The organism is Pseudaminobacter soli (ex Li et al. 2025) (genome assembly GCF_003012705.1).
GTDB classification, from domain to species: domain Bacteria; phylum Pseudomonadota; class Alphaproteobacteria; order Rhizobiales; family Rhizobiaceae; genus Pseudaminobacter; species Pseudaminobacter soli.
The window spans coordinates 167888-187410 of sequence record NZ_PXYL01000010.1 but is presented as its reverse complement, the minus strand read 5'-3'; the positions used below and the strand labels follow the sequence as shown (position 1 = coordinate 187410).

Sequence of the window (19523 nt, the reverse complement as noted above, 5' to 3'; positions counted from 1 at the left end):
AGACTAGATCAACCTAACAGCCGTGGGAATCCGCCCACTTTCGAGCCAAGCCAGCGTTTGTCGACGGTTCAAATGCAAAGACCGGCGGGTTGCGCCGGTCTTCGATCTCAATGCCTCGGCCAGGGCTAGCCCTTACTTCGAGACGAAGCAGCTGCCGCCCGCTGCCTTGTAGCTTTCGCACAGCGCGATGGCATCGTTGCGGGTCGGTGCGGGCACGCGGACGCGCCAGAACGTTCCCTTGCCGGCAATCTCAGCCTTGACGACGTTGGCCGGGTGACCGTTCAGCACGTTGCCATACTTGCGCAGCAGGTCCTGGTAGGACGACTGTGCGGCGGCCTCGCTCGGCTGGGAAGCAATCTGCATCGCCCATTCGCCCGCTGCGCCGGCATTGGCGTTCAGCGCCGCGACCTTATCCGGCTTTACCTCGCCGACGACGTCGACGGGCTGATCGGACGGGCGCGTCGGAGCAACCGCCACCGAGGCCGGCGTAGCCGAAGGCTGCGGCTTCGAAGCCGGCTTGGGCGCGGCGGCCTCAGCCGGAACCGGTTCCGCAGGTGCGGCTGCAGGAGTTGCAGCAGCCGGTGCCGGATTGGTTGCAACAGCGGGCGCAAGAGCAGGAGCCGGATCTTCGCGGGGCACCAGCGTGCCGTCAGCCCTGACGACCATCGTACGGACCTTGCGCGGCGCAACTGCGGCCACTTCAGTATTCTGCGCTGGAGCGGTGTCGTCCTGGATCGCCTGCTGTATCCGGTCTTCCGACTTGCCCATCGGCATCGTCTCATCGCTGCCGACAATGGTCTCTTCGTCGTCGAGCGGAGCTTCCTGGGCAGTCATGTCGACCGGCGTCTCGGCTGTCGTCACGAGCTTCTGCTGGGTAGGCTCACTGGAGGGCGTACGCGCGACTGTCTCGTAGACCTTGTTGTCCTGGTTCGGGACCGCGGTGCCACCCGGATTCTCCGGACGCACCTTCACCGGACCGTCATCCGCCTTGATGATGGCCGGCGCGCCCGAACCCACGCCGCCACGCGACAGGGCAAAGGCGCCGACACCGCCGAGGACCACCACGCCGCCGATGATCGCGGCGATCAGCATGCCGCGACGCTGCGGACGGCGAGCCTCTTCCGCTTCGCCATAGGCGGGCAGGCTCATCTCGTCATCGAGATCGGGGTCGTATTCGAAGCCGGGCTGCTGCTGGCCGTGCGCCGCAGAGCCGAACATGTCGCCTGCGGCCGAGGCCGTGCTGACGGGCTGGGCATAGGCCGAGCGCGGGGCAGCGGCGCCGAAGGCGGCGGCAGTTGCAACCGCACCAGCGGCGGCCGCCGCCGGATAGGCGTAGCTGCCGGACTGATAGGTTGGGTCTTCGAGCTGGAATTCGCGCTCGAAATCCGCGGCAAAGTCATCCACCGGCGCAGCCGGCTTCGCAGGCTCCGGAGCGGCCGGCTCAGGCGCATTCATATCATTGAGAAGGCTCGCAAATTCCGCATCGATGTCATCATATGCGGCAACCGTCGGCACATCCTCTTCGAAGGTCAGTTCAGGCAGATCGAGGTCGTCGGCCAGGGCAACAGCCTGTTCTGGCACATCCACGGTCTCGATATCGGGATAGTCGTCAAAACCCGAAGTCGAATGCTGGGTTCGGTCGTAGCTCATCTGCTCATACTGCGAGTTCGATTGCTCCGCGGCTGGCGCGGCATCTGGGTTCCAGGAGGGGGCTGCGGGGGGCGCCGACGCAAAGGACTGCGTCAGGGCTGCGAGCTCAGTGTATGGATCGTCTTCTTCAGCGGCTTCCGCCTTCGGCTGTTCCGCGCCATCGGTCTCGTCGGCATAGGAAGCCGGCTCCTCGATGGATTTGGCGAAGGCCGCATCGAAATCATCATCGTCGAAGCTCAGATCGAAGTCGGGCTCGACTTCGGCCTCTGCGGCCGGCACGAATTCCGGTTCGGGCGCATATGCGACAGGTTCGACTGCCGGTTCTTCGGCTTCAACGGGCGCCTCATAGGCCGCTACCGGAGCGGAATAATAATCTTCCGCCGACTGCACGCGGAAATTGCCGCGAGAATAGGCATAGTCGCTACGGCCCGCAGCATAGGAAGCCTCCATAGAAGGAGCGGTCGGTGCTTCGGCCAGAAAATCTTCGTCGGAAAGACCGAGATCGAATTCGTCAGTCGCCGCGACGTCCTCCTGATAGGCTGGAGTTTCGTCTTGGTACGACGCGACGGGGGCCGCATCGGCGGCCTCGAACTCCGGCTCGTAACGAGCGACCGGAGCGGCCGGTGTTTCGGTCAGGAAATCTTCGTCGGCGAGATCGAGATCGAGATCGAACTGATCAACCGCCGCTACGTCCTCCTGATAGGCCGGCGTTTCGTCTTGGTACGCGACAGGAGCCACATCGACAGCCTCGAGCTCCGGCTCGTAATGAGCAGCAGGCTCGTAATGGGCGACGGGCTCGTAGTCGTCGACGACAGGCGCAGCGAAGGCAACCGGCTCGTCTGCCACCGCATGTGATGGCGACATATTGCCGAGCAGGGCATTCAGTTCGTCCTCGAGGCTCGGGCCGGCCACCTCAGGCTCGGCGAAGGGCTCGGGTGCGCTTTCCTGCTGCAGCCGGTGCTCAAGCTCAGCATCCAGATCAAGCTCGGGCTCGAAGGTCGGGCCACCGGCGGACGCCAGAGGCGCAGCGGTGAAATCCATGTCGACTTCAGCCAGCGCGGCATCGAAGTCGGCGGCGAAATCTTCTTCGGCCGCGTAATTCGGGTGAGCGTGCTGCGCGGCGACGGGCTCGGCATAGGCAACGGGCTCGTAGGCCGGAACAGCTTCGTCCGCCTGGTACGCAGCAACTTGCTCCACTTCCTCGGCAGGCTGCCAATCGCCGTTAATGGCGAACTCGTCTTCCTGCGACGAGGCCAGGGCCTGATCGAACGCGTCAGCGATGGGCTCTTCTACGGCGTAGGCAGCGGGCTCGTACTGAGGCGCCTGCTCGTATTCCGGCTCATAGGCAGGCTGGTGAGAGGCTTCAGCCTCATAGGCGGGCTGGTACGCTGGCTCGGCCTGGTAGGTAGCCTCATATGCCGTGCCAGCCTCGGAGGCGGGTTCGTATGTGGCGTCGGCTTTGTAGGCAGGTTGATAGGCAGTTTCAGCTTCGTAGGCAGATTCGTGCGCAGTTTCCGCCTCATAGGCAGATCCGTACGCGGTACCGGCTTCGGAGGCCGGTTCGTAAGTGGGTTCGGCTTCGTAGGCAGGCTGATACGCAGTTTCAGCTTCGTAGACGGACCCGTGCGCAGGTTCCGCCTCGTAAGCCGGCTGGTAGGCAGCCTCCGACTGATACGCAGGCTGGTAGGCAGTTTCGGCCTCGTAGGCTGCCTCTTCGTAACCAGGCTCCGCCGCCTGAGAAGCAGCATGACGCTGCTCGGCAGGGGTGTAGGCCACAACCTCCCCGCCCTGCTCAGCGAAATCGCCGAACTCGCCCATCAACTCCTTTTCGAGGTCGATGCCGAAGTCGTCGCCAAGAATATTATCGGCCGACGACTGTTCAGGCTGACGGGCAGGTTCGCGCGGATCAAATCCCATGATGCGGGTAAGTTCAGCGAACGGATCATCGTTCGACAAACCTTCCCGATCGGCAACTCTCAGCTGGGTTTTGTCTGCCATACTCTTTCCCGAAACTCGCACTATTCGGACGTGTTGTACGTCGCGTAAGGTTGGGCCTTACCAGCGCAATGTGGGCAAAAGTTGACAGGTTTCCCCAGCGGCCTAGCGCATCTCGGCGGGCGCTTCCGCTCCGATCAACGCCAGGCCAGACGTCAAGACGTCGGATACAGCCTGCACCAGCCCAAGTCTGGCATGCGTCAATTCTCGGTCGTTAACCTTAACAAAACGTAAGTCCTGGTTGTCCGTGCCACGATTCCAGTGTCCGTGGAAGGTCGACGCTAGGTCATACAGGTAAAACGCCAGTCTATGCGGCTCCTGCGCCTGCGCAGCCGACTCGATCAGACGCGGATATTCTGCCAGCTTCCGGATCAGGCCGATCTCGCTCTCATCGGTGAGAAGTGCGGCATTTGCGGCAAGCGATGCGCGATCGAAGGTCGCCTCGCCCAGTTGTTCGGCAGCCTGCCGGAACACCGAGTGGCAACGTGCCGAAGCATACTGCACGTAGAACACCGGATTGTCCTTCGACTGCTCGGTAACCTTGGCGAAGTCGAAATCGAGCGGCGCATCGTTCTTGCGGTAGAGCATCATGAAGCGGATCGGGTCGCGGCCAACTTCCTCGACCACGTCGCGCAGCGTGATGAAATCGCCCGAACGCTTGGACATGCGCACCGGCTCGCCGGCGCGGTAGAGCTTGACGAGTTGGCACAGCAGAACCGTCAGCTTCATCGAGCCGCCGGAAACGGCCTTCGCCAGCGCTTCCATGCGCTTGACGTAGCCGCCGTGGTCGGCGCCCAGGATGAAGATCGTCTCGTTGAAGCCGCGCTGCAGCTTGTCCTTGAGATAGGCAACGTCGGCGGCGAAATAGGTGAAGCTGCCATCCGACTTGACCAGCGGCCGGTCGATGTCGTCACCGACATCGGTGGAGCGGAACAGCGTCTGCTCGCGATCTTCCCAATCTTCCGGCTTCTGGCCCTTCGGCGGCGGCAGCTTGCCCTTGTAGACGTGGCCCTTGAGCGTCAGGTCGGTGATCGCCGAACGGATCGCGGCCGCGTCGTTGGCGTGCAGCGTGCGCTCGGAGAAGAACACTTCGTGATGGACGTTGAGCAGTGCCAGATCCTCACGGATCATGACCATCATGGCCTCGATGGTCCGCTCCTTGATGATGGCGATTGCCTCGGCCTCAGGCTTGCGCAGCAGGCCATCGCCGAACTCCTTGACCAGCGCCTGGCCGACCGGCACCAGATAATCGCCCGGGTAAAGGCCAGGCGGAATCTCGCCAATGTCCTCGCCCAGCGCCTCGCGGTAGCGCAGCATGGCCGAGCGCGCCAGCACGTCGATCTGCGCGCCGGCGTCGTTGATGTAATATTCCTTGGTCACGTCGTAGCCGGCAAAGCCCAGCAGGTTGGCGAGCGTGTCGCCTACCACCGCACCGCGGCAGTGGCCGACATGCATGGGCCCGGTCGGGTTGGCCGAGACATACTCGACATTGACCTTGGTGCCCTTGCCGGCCTTGGAGCGGCCGTAGTCGGCGCCCAGCTTGAGCACGCCCTGCAGATGCGACTGCCAGAAGCCATCGGTGAGCCGCAGATTGACGAAGCCGGGGCCGGCAACATCGACGGCGGCAACGTCCTTATCCTGCCGCAGCGCCTCGGCGATCTTCTCTGCGAGAGCGCGCGGGTTCTGCCCGGTGGGCTTGGCCAGCACCATCGCGGCATTGGTCGCCAGGTCGCCATGGGAGGCATCTCGCGGCGGCTCGACGGCGATGCGCGTGAGGTCGACGACGCCGCCGTCCTTGTCCTTCAGGTCGAGGCCTTCAACGACCTTGATGATCCGCTCGTTGAAATCGGCGAAGATGTTCATGGTGCCTGCTCTGGAAAAATTCAGCTTCGTAAGCTGGGAAACGGTTTCGCCTAACTCAAATCCGGCGTTCGGTCAAACAAACGACGGTGTTCCTTGATCGCGTAGGTGTCGGTCATGCCCGCCAGGAAATCGGCGACATGGCGCGCCTTGATGCGGTCTTCGGCCCTATCGAGGCCTTCGCGCCAGCCTTCCGGCATGGCGCGCGGATCTGCAAAATAGGCGTCAAAGAGCTCGCGCACAATCTGGTCGGCGCCACGTCGCACCCGCATCACCTCTTCGTGGCGATAGATATTCTTGTAAAGGAACGCCTTGAGCTGCTTTTCGACGGGAATCATCTCGTCCGAAAATGTGGCGATGGCCGCCTTGGCGTCATGGATGTCGGCGACACTTTCCGGCTTCAATGCCGCCAGCCGCACTGTTGCGGTGCGGATGACATCCTCGACCAGGATCGTGATCTGCCGGCGCATCAGCTCATGGCAGATGCGGGGCTCGTCGAGCGAAGGATAGCTCTCGCGCACCGCCTTGAGGATCGATTCCGGCAGAGCTGCGTCCTCAAGCATCTCGAGCGTCAGAAGGCCGGCGCGCAGGCCGTCGTCAATGTCATGGGTGTTGTAGGCAATGTCGTCGGCGATTGCCGCGCACTGCGCCTCGAGGCTGGCGAACTTGTCGAGCTCGAGATCGTAGATCTGGCTGTAGTCGAGAATCGCCTGCGGAACCGCGCCCTTTAAGCCGTTGCCGGCAGCATCGGTCAGCGGACCGTTGTGCTTGACCAGACCTTCAAGGGTTTCCCAGCTCAGGTTGAGGCCGTCGAACTCGGCATAGCGGCGCTCGAGTCGCGTGACGATGCGCAGCGATTGCGCGTTGTGGTCGAAGCCGCCCCAGGCCTCCATCTTTTCGTTCAGCGCGTCCTCGCCGGTATGGCCGAACGGCGTATGGCCGAAATCGTGCACCAGCGCTACCGCCTCCGCGAGATCTTCGTCGCAGCGCAGCGCGCGCGCCAGGGCCCGTGCGATCTGGGCGACTTCTATCGTATGGGTCAGCCGCGTACGATAATGATCGCCCTCGTGGGCGATGAACACCTGCGTCTTATGCTTGAGCCTGCGGAAGGCGGTCGAGTGAATGATACGGTCGCGATCGCGCTGGAAGGGCGTTCGGGTAGGACTCTCGACTTCTGCGAAAAGCCGCCCGCGCGAACGCGCCGGATCGCAGGCATAGGGCGCGCGCGGCCGGTAGCCGAAGCCGATATCGCCAAGCTCGTTCGCCATGTCCGGTGCCACCGCTGTTGACTTGCCCTGTTGCGCTTCATACCTATGGTGACAACGCGAAAGCAAGGTGACGCCGATGGGCGCTGACGCCAAGACCATCATGAAGAATGTAGAACTTTCCGATTCCGCGGCAAAGCGGATCGCAAAAATCGTTGCCGCAGAGCCCGGCAAGATCGCACTGCGCATATCCGTCGAAGGCGGCGGCTGCTCGGGCTTTTCCTACAAGTTCGATCTCGTTTCCGACCGCAACGACGACGATGTCGCGATCGAAAAGGACGGCGCGATCGTGCTTGTTGACGACCTTTCCCTGGTTTACATGGGCGGATCGGTCATCGACTTCGTCGACGATTTGATGGGCCAGTCCTTCCAGATCCGGAACCCGAACGCGGTCGCCTCCTGCGGTTGTGGCACCAGCTTTTCCATCTGAACCGGACAAAATCGCCACGCAGACAAACAAAAGGCCGCAGACGCGGCCTTTTTTCTTGATCAGTGTTTTCTGCTCAGGCTTCGGTCGACATCGCCGCATCGCGCAGATCGCCTGCTTCGCCGACCGCGCCGTTGAAATACCAGTTGAGCAGCACGGCCGAGATCGACGCGAGCAGGATGCCGGACTCGATCAGCGGGTGGATGACATTCGGCATCCACATCTCGAAATCGGGCGCGATCAACGGGATCATGCCCAATCCGAGCGAGACGGCAACGATGAAAAGATTGTTGCGGCTCGATTTGAAGTCGACCGCCGACAGGATGCGCACTCCCGTCGCCGCGACCATGCCGAACATCACCAGCCCTGCCCCGCCCAGAACGAATGTAGGCAGCGCCTCGACCAGAGCTCCCATCTTGGGGATCAAGCCGAACACGATCAGGATCACGCCGCCCGCAACGCAGACGAAGCGGCTGCGCACGCCTGTCACGCCCACCAGCCCGACATTCTGCGAGAAGCTCGTGTAGGGAAACGTGTTGAACAGGCCGCCGATGATGGTGCCAAGGCCGTCCGTGCGCAGGCCCGCCGAAAGCATGGGCTGCGTGAGCCGCTTGCCGGTCATTTCGCCAAGCGCGAGGAACATGCCGGTCGACTCGATCAGCACCACGACCATCACCAGTGACATGGTCGCGATCAGGATCGGGTCGAAGATCGGCATTCCGAAATGCAGCGGCGTAACAAGGGCGAACCAGCCGGCATTGCCGACCTTGTCGAAATGCATCATCCCAAGCGCGCCGGTGATGACCGCACCGATGACGATGCCAAGCAGCACCGCGATATTGGACACAAAGCCCCTGCCGAACCTGGCGATGAACAGGATGGAAACAAGCACGATGGCCGAGATCGCGACATGCGACAGCGGCGCATAGGCGACATTGGGTGCGGTTGCCGCCAATGACAGCTTGTCGGGCAGCGCCGGCACGCCGGAGCCTTCGACGCCGGCGAGCGCGCTGACAGTCTTCAGCCACTCGGCATGTTCGGGCGCAACCAGGCGAGGCGCGGTCGGCCCCACGGGATTGCCGAAAATCCAGCTCACGCCGACTTTCATCAGCGAAACGCCGATCACCAGAATGATGCTGCCGGTGACGACCGGCGGGAAAAAGCGCAGCAGGCGCCCCATCAGCGGCGCGATCAGCATGGCCACGAAGCCTGCCCCGATGATGGCGCCGAATATCATCCGCGCGCCGTCATGGCCCGGATTGGCATTGGCCATGGCCACCATCGGCCCGACGGCCGCGAAGGTCACGCCCATCATGACCGGCAGCTTTATGCCGAACCATTGCGTGGCGCCCAGCGACTGGATGATGGTGACGATGCCGCAAACGAAGAGGTCGGCCGAAATCAGGAACGCGACTTGTTCCGGCTCCAGTTTCAATGCGCGACCGACGATAAGCGGGACTGCTATGGCGCCGGCATACATGACCAGCACGTGCTGGATGCCAAGCGCAGCAAGACGGGGTGCAGGAAGCACCTCGTCCACGGGATGCGTGGTTGAAGGCATGGCTTAGGCTCCCATTCTTCTGCCACCCGGTTCTTCGACCGGGTTTCCTTCCCTCTAAGGATATTGCAGGATCGACTCGCCTACCGGATTCCACTATCAAGCAATTCTTTGAAATAGTCGCTCGGTTTTCATGAAAATCGTCACCTGGAACATCAATGGCGTCAAGGCACGCCTCGGCAACCTGCTGGTCTGGCTGAAGGACAGCACGCCCGACATCGTCTGCCTGCAGGAGATCAAGTCGGTCGACGACCAGTTTCCGCGCGCCGAGATCGAGGCCCTCGGCTACCATGTGGAAACGCACGGCCAGAAAGGCTTCAACGGCGTCGCCATCCTGTCTAAGATCCGATTCGACGAGGTCCATCGCGGCCTGCCCGGGGATGACGGCGACGAGCAGGCGCGCTTCATCGAGGGCGTGTTCTCGACCGACAAGGGCGTATTGCGGGTGGTCTCGCTCTACCTGCCCAACGGCAACCCGATCGACACCGAAAAATTCCCCTACAAGCTGTCGTGGATGGCGCGGCTGGAAAAGTGGGCGAAGGAGCGCCTCGTTCTGGAGGAACCGCTGATCCTCGCAGGCGACTACAACGTCATCCCCGAACCGATCGACGCGCGGAATCCCGATGCGTGGCTCGGCGATGCGCTGTTCCAGCCCGAAAGCCGGCGTGGCTTCCGCCGCCTGCTGAACCTCGGCTTCACCGATGCTATCCGCGCCGTCACCGACGCGCCGGACATCTATACCTTCTGGGACTACCAGGCCGGCGCCTGGCAGAAGAACAACGGCATCCGAATCGATTTCCTGCTGATGTCACCGGAAGCTACCAACCGGTTCTCATCGGCATCGATTGAAAAGCACGTAAGAGCTTGGGAAAAACCCTCGGATCACGTCCCGGTTGTCGCAGAGCTGGTGCTCGAGCCGATCCAGGCTTGACGCGGTTCTTACAAAAAAGAATCCGGATTCGGCGCTAAAAGTCTGTTTTGTAGGATTATTTTGGTCGCGTGGCCTGCTGCGTGGCCACGTCAGCTGTGATCCGCTACCTACTTACTGGGCGGCGCCCTTGGTCAGGATATCTTCGGCAAGCGCGATGGCAGTGCGGCGATCGGCTTCGCCGGCGAGCGCAAAGGCCTCTTCCTGCATGCTGCGAATCCAGGGCTGGTCGTCAGGGGCGGCGCGCTCAAGCGCGGCCGTCATCATGGCCAAGCCGCGCACGACCTTGCCCGACTGGAACAGGAGATTGCCAAGCGTGGCCTGCGCACCGGCGTGGCCCTTCTCGGCCGCAAGCTGGAACCAGCGGCCAGCCTGGCGAACACTCGCCTTCACGCCGCCGTCCCCCTTGAGGAACATCTTGCCCATTTCAAACTGGGCATCCGGGTTGCGGTAGTTGGCGGCGGCACGCATGTAATATTCCTGCGCGGCGACCTTGTTCGCCTTGATCGGGCTGTCGGGTATGCCCTTCTTCAGATAGTTGCCGAGCGCGAAGAGCGCGTCGGAGATGTAGCTCTCTTCCGGGCTGCCGGGCTCAACGTCCTGCTCGACGATCTCGCTATAGAACTTGAAGGCCTCGAAATCGTTGCGGTCGACGCCATCGCCTTCCGCATACATGCGCGCAAGCTTCCACGTGGCGCCAAGCTGGCCGTTCTCCGCGGCGTAACGATAGGCCTCCACGGCCTGGTCCTTGTGGCCGTTCTTGTAGGCCGAGAAGCCGAACTGGAACACGGCCCATGGGCTGGACTTGGGCTTCACTGCGCCATTGTCGTCGAAAACCTTGTCGTCGAACGCCATCGCCCCTCCGGCGCTGCCGAAGGTGGCTGCGGCAACGACGGCCGACAGCAGGGTTGTTCTCACGACGTCAAATATCTGCATAGCAGTGTATTTCTTTCGTGCCGCCAAAATGCGCGACGGCCCAATGCCGAGCGGACCCGGCGGTTAGTGCATGTTTCCAGGCCGCGCCGAAGCGCCGACCAGTTCGCCGAGCCCTCCAACGCCCTGACCCGGCGAAGAGTTCCTCAGCCAAATGGGGGATGGCATAGAGGCGGAGGCGAAGCAGCAGCGTTGCCGCTCTTGCGGCTCCGTCGCGACGTTTCGCTTTCCTTGTCACCTTGGCGTCCATCTCTTTCCTGTTGGCGAAAAGCCGTTGCTCTCGTCTCGGTCTTTAGGTCTGTCCGAAGACCCTTTGGGGGTGCTCCGGGTTTATGGCGGGAACGCGGCGAATTTACCCGTATTCGTTGTAGCGCATTCCTTCCGCAGGGACTGTTGCCGAAACACCACAAACTTGCAGGCGATCTTCGACAGGCAGACATCCGCGCTCGGGAAGACGTGGGGCCATGCTGCGCCCCGCGCGTTAACAAACCGGCTGCGCCACGCGCAAAAAAGCCGGGCAGCGCCCGGCTTTTGCAATCAGCATTTCAAATCGGTTACCAGGCGACCTTGTAACCAAGGTTGACCGCGAAGGCCCAGCCGGCGTCGACGGCACTGTTGAATCCGCTGTGCGGGTTACCAGGGACGTCCGCATTAAGATATTGAGTTTCCCTAGCACTGGTCAGATAGGAAACACCTACGCCGGCGCGCAGTTCGCCACCGAACTTATCCTTCAACACACCGCCCGCCGCGAGCGTATAAGTATCGCTCGAAAGATCCCAACCGGTCGCGACGCCGCGATCCCATGTCAAGCTGAGCGCGCCCGAAACGTTTTCATTGAAGGCGTGGCCAATACCGCCAGTGACAGTCCAGCCGTCCTTCCAATTGTATATATCGGCGCTACCGATCAGAGGATTTGCCGTCTCGACCAGAAGCTCTTTCTGGACACTCCAATCTGCCCATTTCACAGAACCGAATGCGAGCCAACCAGGTGCAATACCGCTTTGCAGCTTGACCTCGACAGTTTGCGGAAGATTGCCCGTTCCGGTCGCATCAAAGTCGGTCATGGTGCCTGCGGCAGCGGCAGCGATAGCATCCTGTTTCTTTTGCATTGCGAGCCCACCGTAGAGGGCTTGATTCGCACCGTTGTTCTCCGCAACAGCCTTTAGATACAGCGCCTCGTAATACTTGGCCTCGGCGCCATCCACGGCCGCCGTTGGTATCGTCAACCGGCCGCCAGCACCGTAGCTCGTTCCCGACCGATACAGAACCTGACCGCGCAGGGCGATTTCAGGAATCTCGTAGGCCAACCCCAGGCGATAGCCATACTGCTGCCCTTGCAGCTGAAGATTTGCATGAGGAAGTGTGATGGGGCCAATAGCGTACTCATTGACGCGGCTATAGTTGAAATCCTCCACGAACCCGCCGCCGAGCACCCACATGTATCCCGGCCCTGCCTGGAACCTCATACCGCAGGTCAGCGCCTTTTCATTCGTGTCAAAATCTTCTGCCAGCTTGCCACTCGGCTTCGGGACGGCATAGGAGGCGGAGCCGCCATTGTTGTCCACCAGCGTACCGGCGCAGCGGAAATCGTTGGTAAGGTTGATTTTGACCGCTGCCGACGGGATGACGTAGTCGTCGGTATAGCTCGTCCCCACAAGCCCCGGCGCCGCGTCGAATGAGCTGTACTTCCGCCTCGGGCTCACATAGGTGACGCCCGCGCGCATGGCGAAATTGCCATCCTCGAAAAGAATGTCTGTGTCCGCCGTGCCACGTGCAAAGCCGCCAGCGCTGGCCGAGCCGACGATTGCGAGCGATAGGCAGCCGGCACCGAAGACCGTCCTCAAAAGCGCTGCATTCATGAAGTTTCCCTCCCCCATACAAAGTACGTAGTTGAAGCTAGAACTACTTCTTTCGGTGGGTGCAACTACCTTTTTGGGATAAGGCAACTCGGGCCCGGCCCGACGGGCGCAGAGCCGTTTTCCAGCCCCGGTCAAAACACCCAAATTCGCCCGAATTTGAACAAAAATGGCCGGATTTTTTCGCGACCCGAGACGAAAAAGGCCCGAAATCCGGCATTTTAGCCGGGCTTCGGGCCCCTTGTTACATTATGGCAACAATACGGCGGAATTTGCCTCTGAACGACTGGCCTGACGTAAGGTCACGCCCATTTCAGAGGCAGATGCCGCCCTCGGCGGCATCTGGAATCAGGCGTCGCCGAGCGTCTCACCCAGCCTCGCGAACCCGCGCGAGCGCGTGGTTCAGCTTCTCCTGCGTCTCCTGGAACTCGACCAGTTTTTCGCGCTCGCCGGCCACGACTTCGGGCGCGGCATTGGCAACGAACTTCTCGTTCGAGAGCTTCTTATGGATGCGCGCGACCTCCTCGGTCACCTTGGCCAGTTCCTTCTGCAGACGCGCAGCTTCGGCCGTCAGGTCGATGAGGCTGCCGAGCGGCAGGCAGGCAGTCGCCTCGCCGATCACGATCTGCGCGGAGCCCTTCGGCGCCGCGTTCGCAAGGCTGATTTCCTCGACACGAGACAGCCGTTTGATCGCCGAATCGTGGCGCTCAAGCCTTGCCTTTGTCAGTTCGTTGGCACCAACCACGACCAGCGGCGCCATGGCGGACGGCGGCACGTTCATTTCCGAACGAACCGAACGGATGCCGGACACGAGGTCGACCAGCCAATTGATCTCGGCAGCCGCCTCCGGATCGTCGAATGACGGCTCCGGCCACGTGGCAAGGCACAGAAGCGACGTGCGCTCCTGCCCTTCGCCGGCCGTATGCGCCCAAAGCTCCTCGGTCATGAAGGGCATGAAGGGATGGAGGAGCTTGTAGATCTCGTCGAGCACGAAAGCCGCGACCGCGCGGCTCTCGACCTTGGCCTCTTCGTCCTCGCCCATGAAGACCGGCTTCAGAAGCTCGAGATACCAGTCGCAGAACAGGTTCCAGACGAACTTGTAGGCCGCACCCGACGCCTCGTTGAAGCGGTAGGAGGTGATGCCGTCGGTGATCTCGCGCGTGGCGCGCGCAAGCTCGGTGAGGATCCAGCGATTGACGGTGAGCTTGGCATCCTGCAGCCAGAACTCGTCATTGCGCGCAACGCCGTTCATCTCGGCAAAGCGCGTCGCATTCCACAGCTTGGTGCCAAAGTTGCGATAGCCGGCAACGCGGGCCGGGTCGAGCTTCACGTCGCGGCCCTGTGCCGCCATGATCGACAACGTGAAACGCAGCGCATCGGCACCGTATTCGTCGATCAACTCCAGCGGGTCGATGACGTTGCCCTTGGACTTCGACATCTTGGCGCCGTTCTTGTCGCGGACCAGCGCATGCACGTAGACCGTGTGGAACGGCTCCTCATGCATGAAATGCAGGCCCATCATCATCATGCGGGCAACCCAGAAGAAGATGATGTCGAAGCCAGTCACCAGGACGTCGGTCTGGTAGTAGGTTTCGAGTTCGGGCGTCTTGTCGGGCCAGCCCAGCGTGGAGAAAGGCCACAGCGCCGACGAGAACCAGGTGTCGAGCACGTCCTCGTCGCGGGTCAGAATCTCGTCCGGCTTGAAGTTCTCGAGCTTGTCCTCGACCCAGGCCTTCCAGGGCCCCTCAAGCGCCAGATAATATTCGACGGCGGCGTCCAGCGCCTCCTCTTCGCTCTTTTCAACAAAGATGTGGCCGTCCGGGCCATACCATGCCGGGATCTGGTGCCCCCACCAGAGCTGGCGCGAAATCGTCCAGGGCTGGATGTTCTCCATCCACTCGAAATAGGTCTTTTCCCAGTTCTTCGGCACGAAGTTGGTGCGGCCCTCGCGCACCGAAGCGATGGCCGGCTTGGCCAGTTCGGCTGCGTTGACGTACCACTGGTCGGTCAGGAACGGCTCGATCGGCACACCGCCGCGATCGCCGTGCGGCACGGTGTGGCGGTGCGGCTCGATCGCAGCAAGGAGGCCGCCCTCTTCCATGATCTTCACGATCAGCTTGCGCGCCTCGAAGCGGTCCATGCCATTCAGCTGGTTCCACAGCTCCTGGCGGGCCGGCGTGACTTCAAGGCCTTCAAGGAAGTCCTCGTTATCCTTGAGGCTTATGGTCGCCTCAGTGGTCATGATGTTGATCGCGCGCAGCTTGTGGCGCTTGCCGACCTCGAAGTCGTTGAAGTCGTGCGCGGGCGTGATCTTGACCGCTCCGGTGCCCTTCTCAGGATCGGAATATTCGTCGGGGACGATGGGAATCCTGCGGCCGACGATGGGCAGGATGACGTTCTTGCCAATGAGATGCTTGTAGCGCTCATCTTCCGGATGGACGGCCACGCCCGTGTCGCCCAGCATCGTCTCCGGCCGGGTGGTGGCGACGGTGATGTAGGTCGCGGGATCTTCCGGATCGAAGACGATGCCCTCGATCGGATAGCGGAAGTGCCAGAGATTGCCGTTGACCTCCAGTTGCTCAACCTCCAGGTCCGAAATGGCGGTCAGAAGCTTCGGGTCCCAGTTCACAAGGCGCTTGTCCTTGTAGATCAGGCCTTGCTTGTAGAGCGTGACGAAGACCTCGAGCACGGCCTTGGACAGGCCCTCGTCCATGGTGAAGCGCTCACGCGACCAGTCGCAGGAGGCGCCGAGGCGCTTCAGCTGGTTGAAGATCGCACCGCCGGACTCGTCCTTCCACTCCCAGACCTTCTCCACGAATTCCTCGCGGGTGAGATCGCGGCGATGGATCTGCTTTTCCATGAGCCGGCGCTCGACCACCATCTGGGTCGCGATGCCAGCATGGTCCATGCCGGGCTGCCAGAGCACGTTCTTGCCGCGCATGCGCTCGAAGCGAACAAGAATGTCCTGCAGCGTGTTGTTGAGCGCATGGCCCATGTGGAGCGAGCCGGTAACATTCGGCGGCGGAATTACGATCGAGAAGGCCTCAGCGCCCGGCTGCGAGCCCGCGCCGGCCCGAAAGGCATTGGCCTCCTCCCAGGTAAGGGCAATCTTGGGTTCGACGGTCTTTGCGTCGTAAGTCTTCTCAAGCATGGGAAATCGATCCGTTCGTGCGGAATTGGTCACCCGGTGTAAATCGGAACGCTTTTGTCGAGTCAACAGCAGCGGCCGCTGTTGGTTGCCTGGGGGTGCAAAGTCGCGCACGTCATCATCGCCACGCCCGGTTTCCCGTCTGGCCATTTCAAAGAGCGCTCCCTTTCCTTCGACAGGCTCAGGATGAGGGAACTGGGAAGACGGGCGGTCGCCAGACACGCTCATCTAAGTAATATCTGCGGCCCTTCGACCGCCCGTTCGATGCTCTTGCCTGGGTTTGTTCGCCTCCGCATTCGCGCGGCCAGCCACACCCTGGGCCCGGACTTGGGGGTTCATCACCCAGCAGTGCGACCGTAGCACCACCAGCCCGGACATCGTCGCCCTCCACGCTCATCCGGTTCATGACCCGTGTTCCCGGTGAGGCCGATGGCGCCAATTATCTGCGAGGCGAAAAGATGGGGGATGAAAGAGCAGCGATTTTCTTTCAAAGCCAATATTCTCAACGGGTTAGAACCGGCGATGTGGCAAATTCATTCACATACCGCGCTTCCGATCGCGTGCGGCTGTGTCCGCGACGCACGAAAAACCCGGCGCGAGGCCGGGTTCTATGCGTATCTAACATGCGTTGCCTGGATGGCTATTCAGCCGCTGCGTGCGACCCGCTCGATCTCTTCGCGGACCAGCCGTTCGACCAGCGTCGGCAAATTGTTGTCCAGCCAGTCCTGCAGCATCGGCCGCAGCATCTGCTCAGCCATTTCGTCGAAGGTCTTACGGCTGCGGGCGGCAAATGCCTCGGACAGTTCACCGAAAGCGGCGGCAACCTGGCGGCCAGTGTGCTCGGAAATGATGGTCGACTTTCCGATTTCACGCGGCGCTACCGCAATGGATTCGGGCAGTGAGGCCTTTTCTTCCACCGTCTGCTCAACCGGAAGCTCCTGGAACGCAGCTTCGAACTCAGTATCGAAGCTCGCTTCCGGTTCCGACAAAGGTTCGGCGGCGACATTCCACTCCGCCACGACGGGCGCCGGCGCCTCGACAGGCTCGTCCTGCACGATAGGCATCTCCGGCTCGAAAGCCGCCGAAAGGCTTTGAGGTGCAATTGCCTCCTCGGCGGCGATTCTGGCCTGCACGTCGGCAAGCGTCGGGCTGGGTTCGACTTCCGGCGCACGCGCGGCCCGCAGCTCAGCCCGGAAGGCGTCTACCTCGATGACGGCATTGTCCAATGGCTCGTCGCGGACATCGACCCGGCCCGTCATGTCTTCAGGGCCTTTGCGGATGCCATCGCTGTCTTCGATGATCCTGCGGATGGAAGCCAGGATCTCTTCCATCGAAGGTTCGCGCTGCACGCTGTTTGCCTGTGCCATAGTCACGTCCGCCGCCCTGTGCCCCAAATCAGCGACCGCTTCGGCATCGCCCGAAGGGGTTCGAATCAATGCTTTAGCGTAACGCGCAGATTGGACGCCGAGAATCCCCAAAGTCGGGGCGCTTGCGATTTCAACAGATTAGAAACCATTTCGTGAATGAAAAAGGAGGCGCCGTTGCCGGCGCCTCCTTGATCCGATTCGGCATTGGCCGACTAAGCAATGTCAGCGGCCATCCGGCGTACGCAAGCCGAACCACTTGTCCTTGACGGCGTTGTAGTGCTCTTCCGGCTTGTACTCGGCGACATTCAGGCCCAGCCGGCCCGCATAGAGCTGGCCCGTCGCCTGCAAGATGCCATAGCTGGCAACCACGAGCTGCGCCTCGGAAGTGGCGAGGCTGATCTGGGCACTGATGACATTGCTCTGCTGGATGAGCACGTCGAGCGTGGTGCGCTGGCCGACATTGCGTTCTTCGACGACGCCGTTCAACGCGAGCTGAGCGGCGGAGACGGCCGTGCGGTTGGAAACAACGCCCTGCTTTGCGGAAGCGTAGGATGCCCATGCGGCGGCTACGGCCTGATGCACCTGATCGCGAATGACGTCGACCTCGATGCGAGCCTGCCCGAGCGATTCCTTGTTCTGGCGTATGACTGCATCGTCACGACCAGCCTGATAGATCGGGATGGTCAGCGTGGCGCCGACGCTCGCGTTGTTGTACGTGTTTCGGCTGACACCCGGCAACCCATCGGCCTGAATACCGCTACTTTCGAAGAAATTGCGTGACGCGGATGCCGATCCCGTCAACTGGGGCAGCTTTGCGCCTTCCGACGACTTCACCGCGAATCCGGCTGCATCGACCAAATGCTGCGTCGAAAGGATTGCCGGATGCTGGTTGGCGGCCAGCCCATAGGACTGTTCCAGGCTCTTCGGCAGCATCTTCGAGATCGGTGCCGCCGGGCTCAGCTTGCCAGCCTTCTCGCCGACGACCTGGAAATAGGTGGCCTCACTGATCTCAGCCTGGGAACGTGCGGCCGCCAGCTGGGAGATGGCCGTCGAACGAGCGGATTCCGCCTGAGCGACATCGGTGCGGGTGCCTTCGCCGACATCCAGTCGCGATTGGGAAGCACGCACCTGCTCATCGAGGAACTCGAGATTGCGCTCGGTCAGAATGGCGATCTGCCTGTCGCGGATCACGTCCATATAGGCGCTGACTGCGTTGAACAGGGTGTTCATCTCGGTGTTGCGCAGATTTTCGTCGGCTGCGTAGACCTGCGACCTGGCGCCCGCGACGTTGTTCTTGGTCTGGAAACCGTCGAACAGCGTCTGGTTGATCTGCACGCCGAAGCTAGCGCTGGTCTGCCGTGCGTTTAGCGTCGAGGTATAGTTGATATTGCCGACGCCGAGAATGGTTGGGCGATAGCCGGACTTGGCGATCGCCACGCCCTCGTCGGTCACCCGCACGCCGGCCCGGCCTGAATTCAATGACGAATTGTACTGATAGGCCTTCGCCATGGCTCCGGTGATGGTCTCAGCGAAGCTCGGCACCGTGGAGAGCGCGGTGGCAGAGAAAAAGACGGCAGCTAGAATGCCTTTGCGCAAAAACAACACGACTTGTCCCTCATCCGTTTCAGTGGGAGCAAAAACGGCCGAGCAGACAAACGCCCACCTCGATCGATCCTTGAATGCCCCCTGCTGACCCCCAAACCCGACTCAGGCACGAGTATTCAGCAATGGTTCACCATAAGGCCACCACGGCAGCAGGACAGCCGCAAGACTTTCCTGCTTAGAATTCGAAAGCGCCAGCGCGTTCAAATCCCGGCAGTGGCCTAATTGCCGCATTAAATGCCCTGCGGCCGGTGACAACACCAGTAGTCTTTAAAAAGAGACGTGCAACGCCTGCATTGCCCTGCCCCTCGACGGCGACGAGTCGGCCGCCTTCCTTGAGCTGATCAAACAACGACTTAGGCAGTTCTTCAACCGATCCGTCGAGGAAAATCACATCATAGGGAGCTTCGGCCGCGTAGCCGGCCTGCAAAGGCCCCTGCACCACTGCGACATTGTCATAGCCGAGGCTCGAAAGGGTCGAGGTGGCAGCGTCGGCGAGCCCTGCATCGCTTTCCAGCGCAACGACTGAGCTTGCCAGCCTGGACAGGACCGCAGCCGAATAGCCGGTGCCGCAACCGATATCGAGCACGAAATCGGTCGGGCGCACATCGGCAAGCTGCACGAGCTTGGCAAAGGGCGACGCCTGCATGAGGTAGCGCGCAGGCTTGCCGGCCTCAGCCGGCGCAATTTCGATGTGCTCGTCGATATAGGCGAGCGCCTGACGCTTGACGGGAACGAATGCTTCGCGCGGCACCGTAAGCATGGCTTCGAGCACGCCCGGATCCGTCACGTCGGTGGTACGGACCTGGCCATCAACCATTTTCACGCGCTGTTCGGAAAAGTCAGTATTCATACCCAAAACAACCCGTCTCGGCGCCAGCACTGCGCATTTCTTACCGGGTAGAACAGTCGGTCCATTTTAGGACCAGATGCG

12 protein-coding genes are annotated in these 19523 nt (G+C 61.6%); 2 read left to right on the top strand and 10 right to left on the bottom strand.

The genetic code is table 11. The features are described 5' to 3' along the window. Nucleotides 1–132 precede the first annotated feature (132 nt). The 3 genes from C7I85_RS19660 to C7I85_RS19650 all read right to left on the bottom strand — a co-directional run bounded on the left by C7I85_RS19660 (nt 133) and on the right by C7I85_RS19650 (nt 6773). Nucleotides 133–3648, bottom strand: a complete 3516-nt coding sequence (locus C7I85_RS19660; protein ID WP_106725706.1) for an SPOR domain-containing protein — start codon at nt 3646–3648, stop codon at nt 133–135. A gap of 102 nt (nt 3649–3750) precedes the next feature. Then, nucleotides 3751–5508, bottom strand: a complete 1758-nt coding sequence (gene argS / locus C7I85_RS19655) for an arginine--tRNA ligase (protein WP_106725705.1) — start codon at nt 5506–5508, stop codon at nt 3751–3753. Between the two features lie 50 nt (nt 5509–5558). Continuing rightward, nucleotides 5559–6773 (bottom strand): deoxyguanosinetriphosphate triphosphohydrolase, encoded by a 1215-nt coding sequence (locus C7I85_RS19650; protein ID WP_106725704.1) that lies wholly within the window; start codon nt 6771–6773, stop codon nt 5559–5561. Nucleotides 6774–6849: 76 nt separating this feature from the next. Here C7I85_RS19650 and erpA point away from each other — a divergent pair, with 76 nt between their 5' ends. After that, nucleotides 6850–7200 (top strand): iron-sulfur cluster insertion protein ErpA, encoded by a 351-nt coding sequence (erpA, locus tag C7I85_RS19645; RefSeq protein ID WP_106725703.1) that lies wholly within the window; start codon nt 6850–6852, stop codon nt 7198–7200. 73 nt (nt 7201–7273) lie between these two features. Here the strand turns inward: erpA and C7I85_RS19640 are convergent, their stop codons facing one another. Next, the gene (locus C7I85_RS19640) at nt 7274–8758 is read right to left on the bottom strand and encodes a nucleobase:cation symporter-2 family protein (RefSeq protein WP_106725702.1); all 1485 of its coding nucleotides are present in this window, start codon (nt 8756–8758) and stop codon (nt 7274–7276) included. Between the two features lie 130 nt (nt 8759–8888). Here C7I85_RS19640 and xth point away from each other — a divergent pair, with 130 nt between their 5' ends. Continuing rightward, the gene (gene xth / locus C7I85_RS19635; protein ID WP_106725701.1) at nt 8889–9686 is read left to right on the top strand and encodes an exodeoxyribonuclease III; all 798 of its coding nucleotides are present in this window, start codon (nt 8889–8891) and stop codon (nt 9684–9686) included. A gap of 111 nt (nt 9687–9797) precedes the next feature. Here the strand turns inward: xth and C7I85_RS19630 are convergent, their stop codons facing one another. The 6 genes from C7I85_RS19630 to C7I85_RS19605 form a co-directional block, all read right to left on the bottom strand. Continuing rightward, nucleotides 9798–10619 carry a tetratricopeptide repeat protein gene (locus C7I85_RS19630; protein ID WP_106725700.1) on the bottom strand — a complete coding sequence of 274 codons (822 nt, stop codon included), beginning with the start codon at nt 10617–10619 and terminating at the stop codon, nt 9798–9800. 551 nt (nt 10620–11170) lie between these two features. Further along, complete coding sequence (locus tag C7I85_RS19625; protein WP_106725699.1) at nt 11171–12475, bottom strand: aromatic hydrocarbon degradation protein; 1305 nt, start codon at nt 12473–12475, stop codon at nt 11171–11173. 364 nt (nt 12476–12839) lie between these two features. Continuing rightward, on the bottom strand, nt 12840–15623 hold the full coding sequence (locus C7I85_RS19620; RefSeq protein WP_106725698.1) for a valine--tRNA ligase: 2784 nt from the start codon (nt 15621–15623) through the stop codon (nt 12840–12842). A 641-nt stretch (nt 15624–16264) separates the two neighbouring features. Beyond that, nucleotides 16265–16987: a PopZ family protein gene (locus C7I85_RS19615; protein WP_106725697.1), complete on the bottom strand. Its 723-nt coding sequence runs from the start codon at nt 16985–16987 to the stop codon at nt 16265–16267. A 222-nt stretch (nt 16988–17209) separates the two neighbouring features. Continuing rightward, the gene (locus C7I85_RS19610; RefSeq protein WP_106725696.1) at nt 17210–18592 is read right to left on the bottom strand and encodes a TolC family outer membrane protein; all 1383 of its coding nucleotides are present in this window, start codon (nt 18590–18592) and stop codon (nt 17210–17212) included. A 175-nt stretch (nt 18593–18767) separates the two neighbouring features. Beyond that, on the bottom strand, nt 18768–19442 hold the full coding sequence (locus C7I85_RS19605) for a protein-L-isoaspartate O-methyltransferase family protein (RefSeq protein WP_106725695.1): 675 nt from the start codon (nt 19440–19442) through the stop codon (nt 18768–18770). Nucleotides 19443–19523 lie beyond the last annotated feature (81 nt).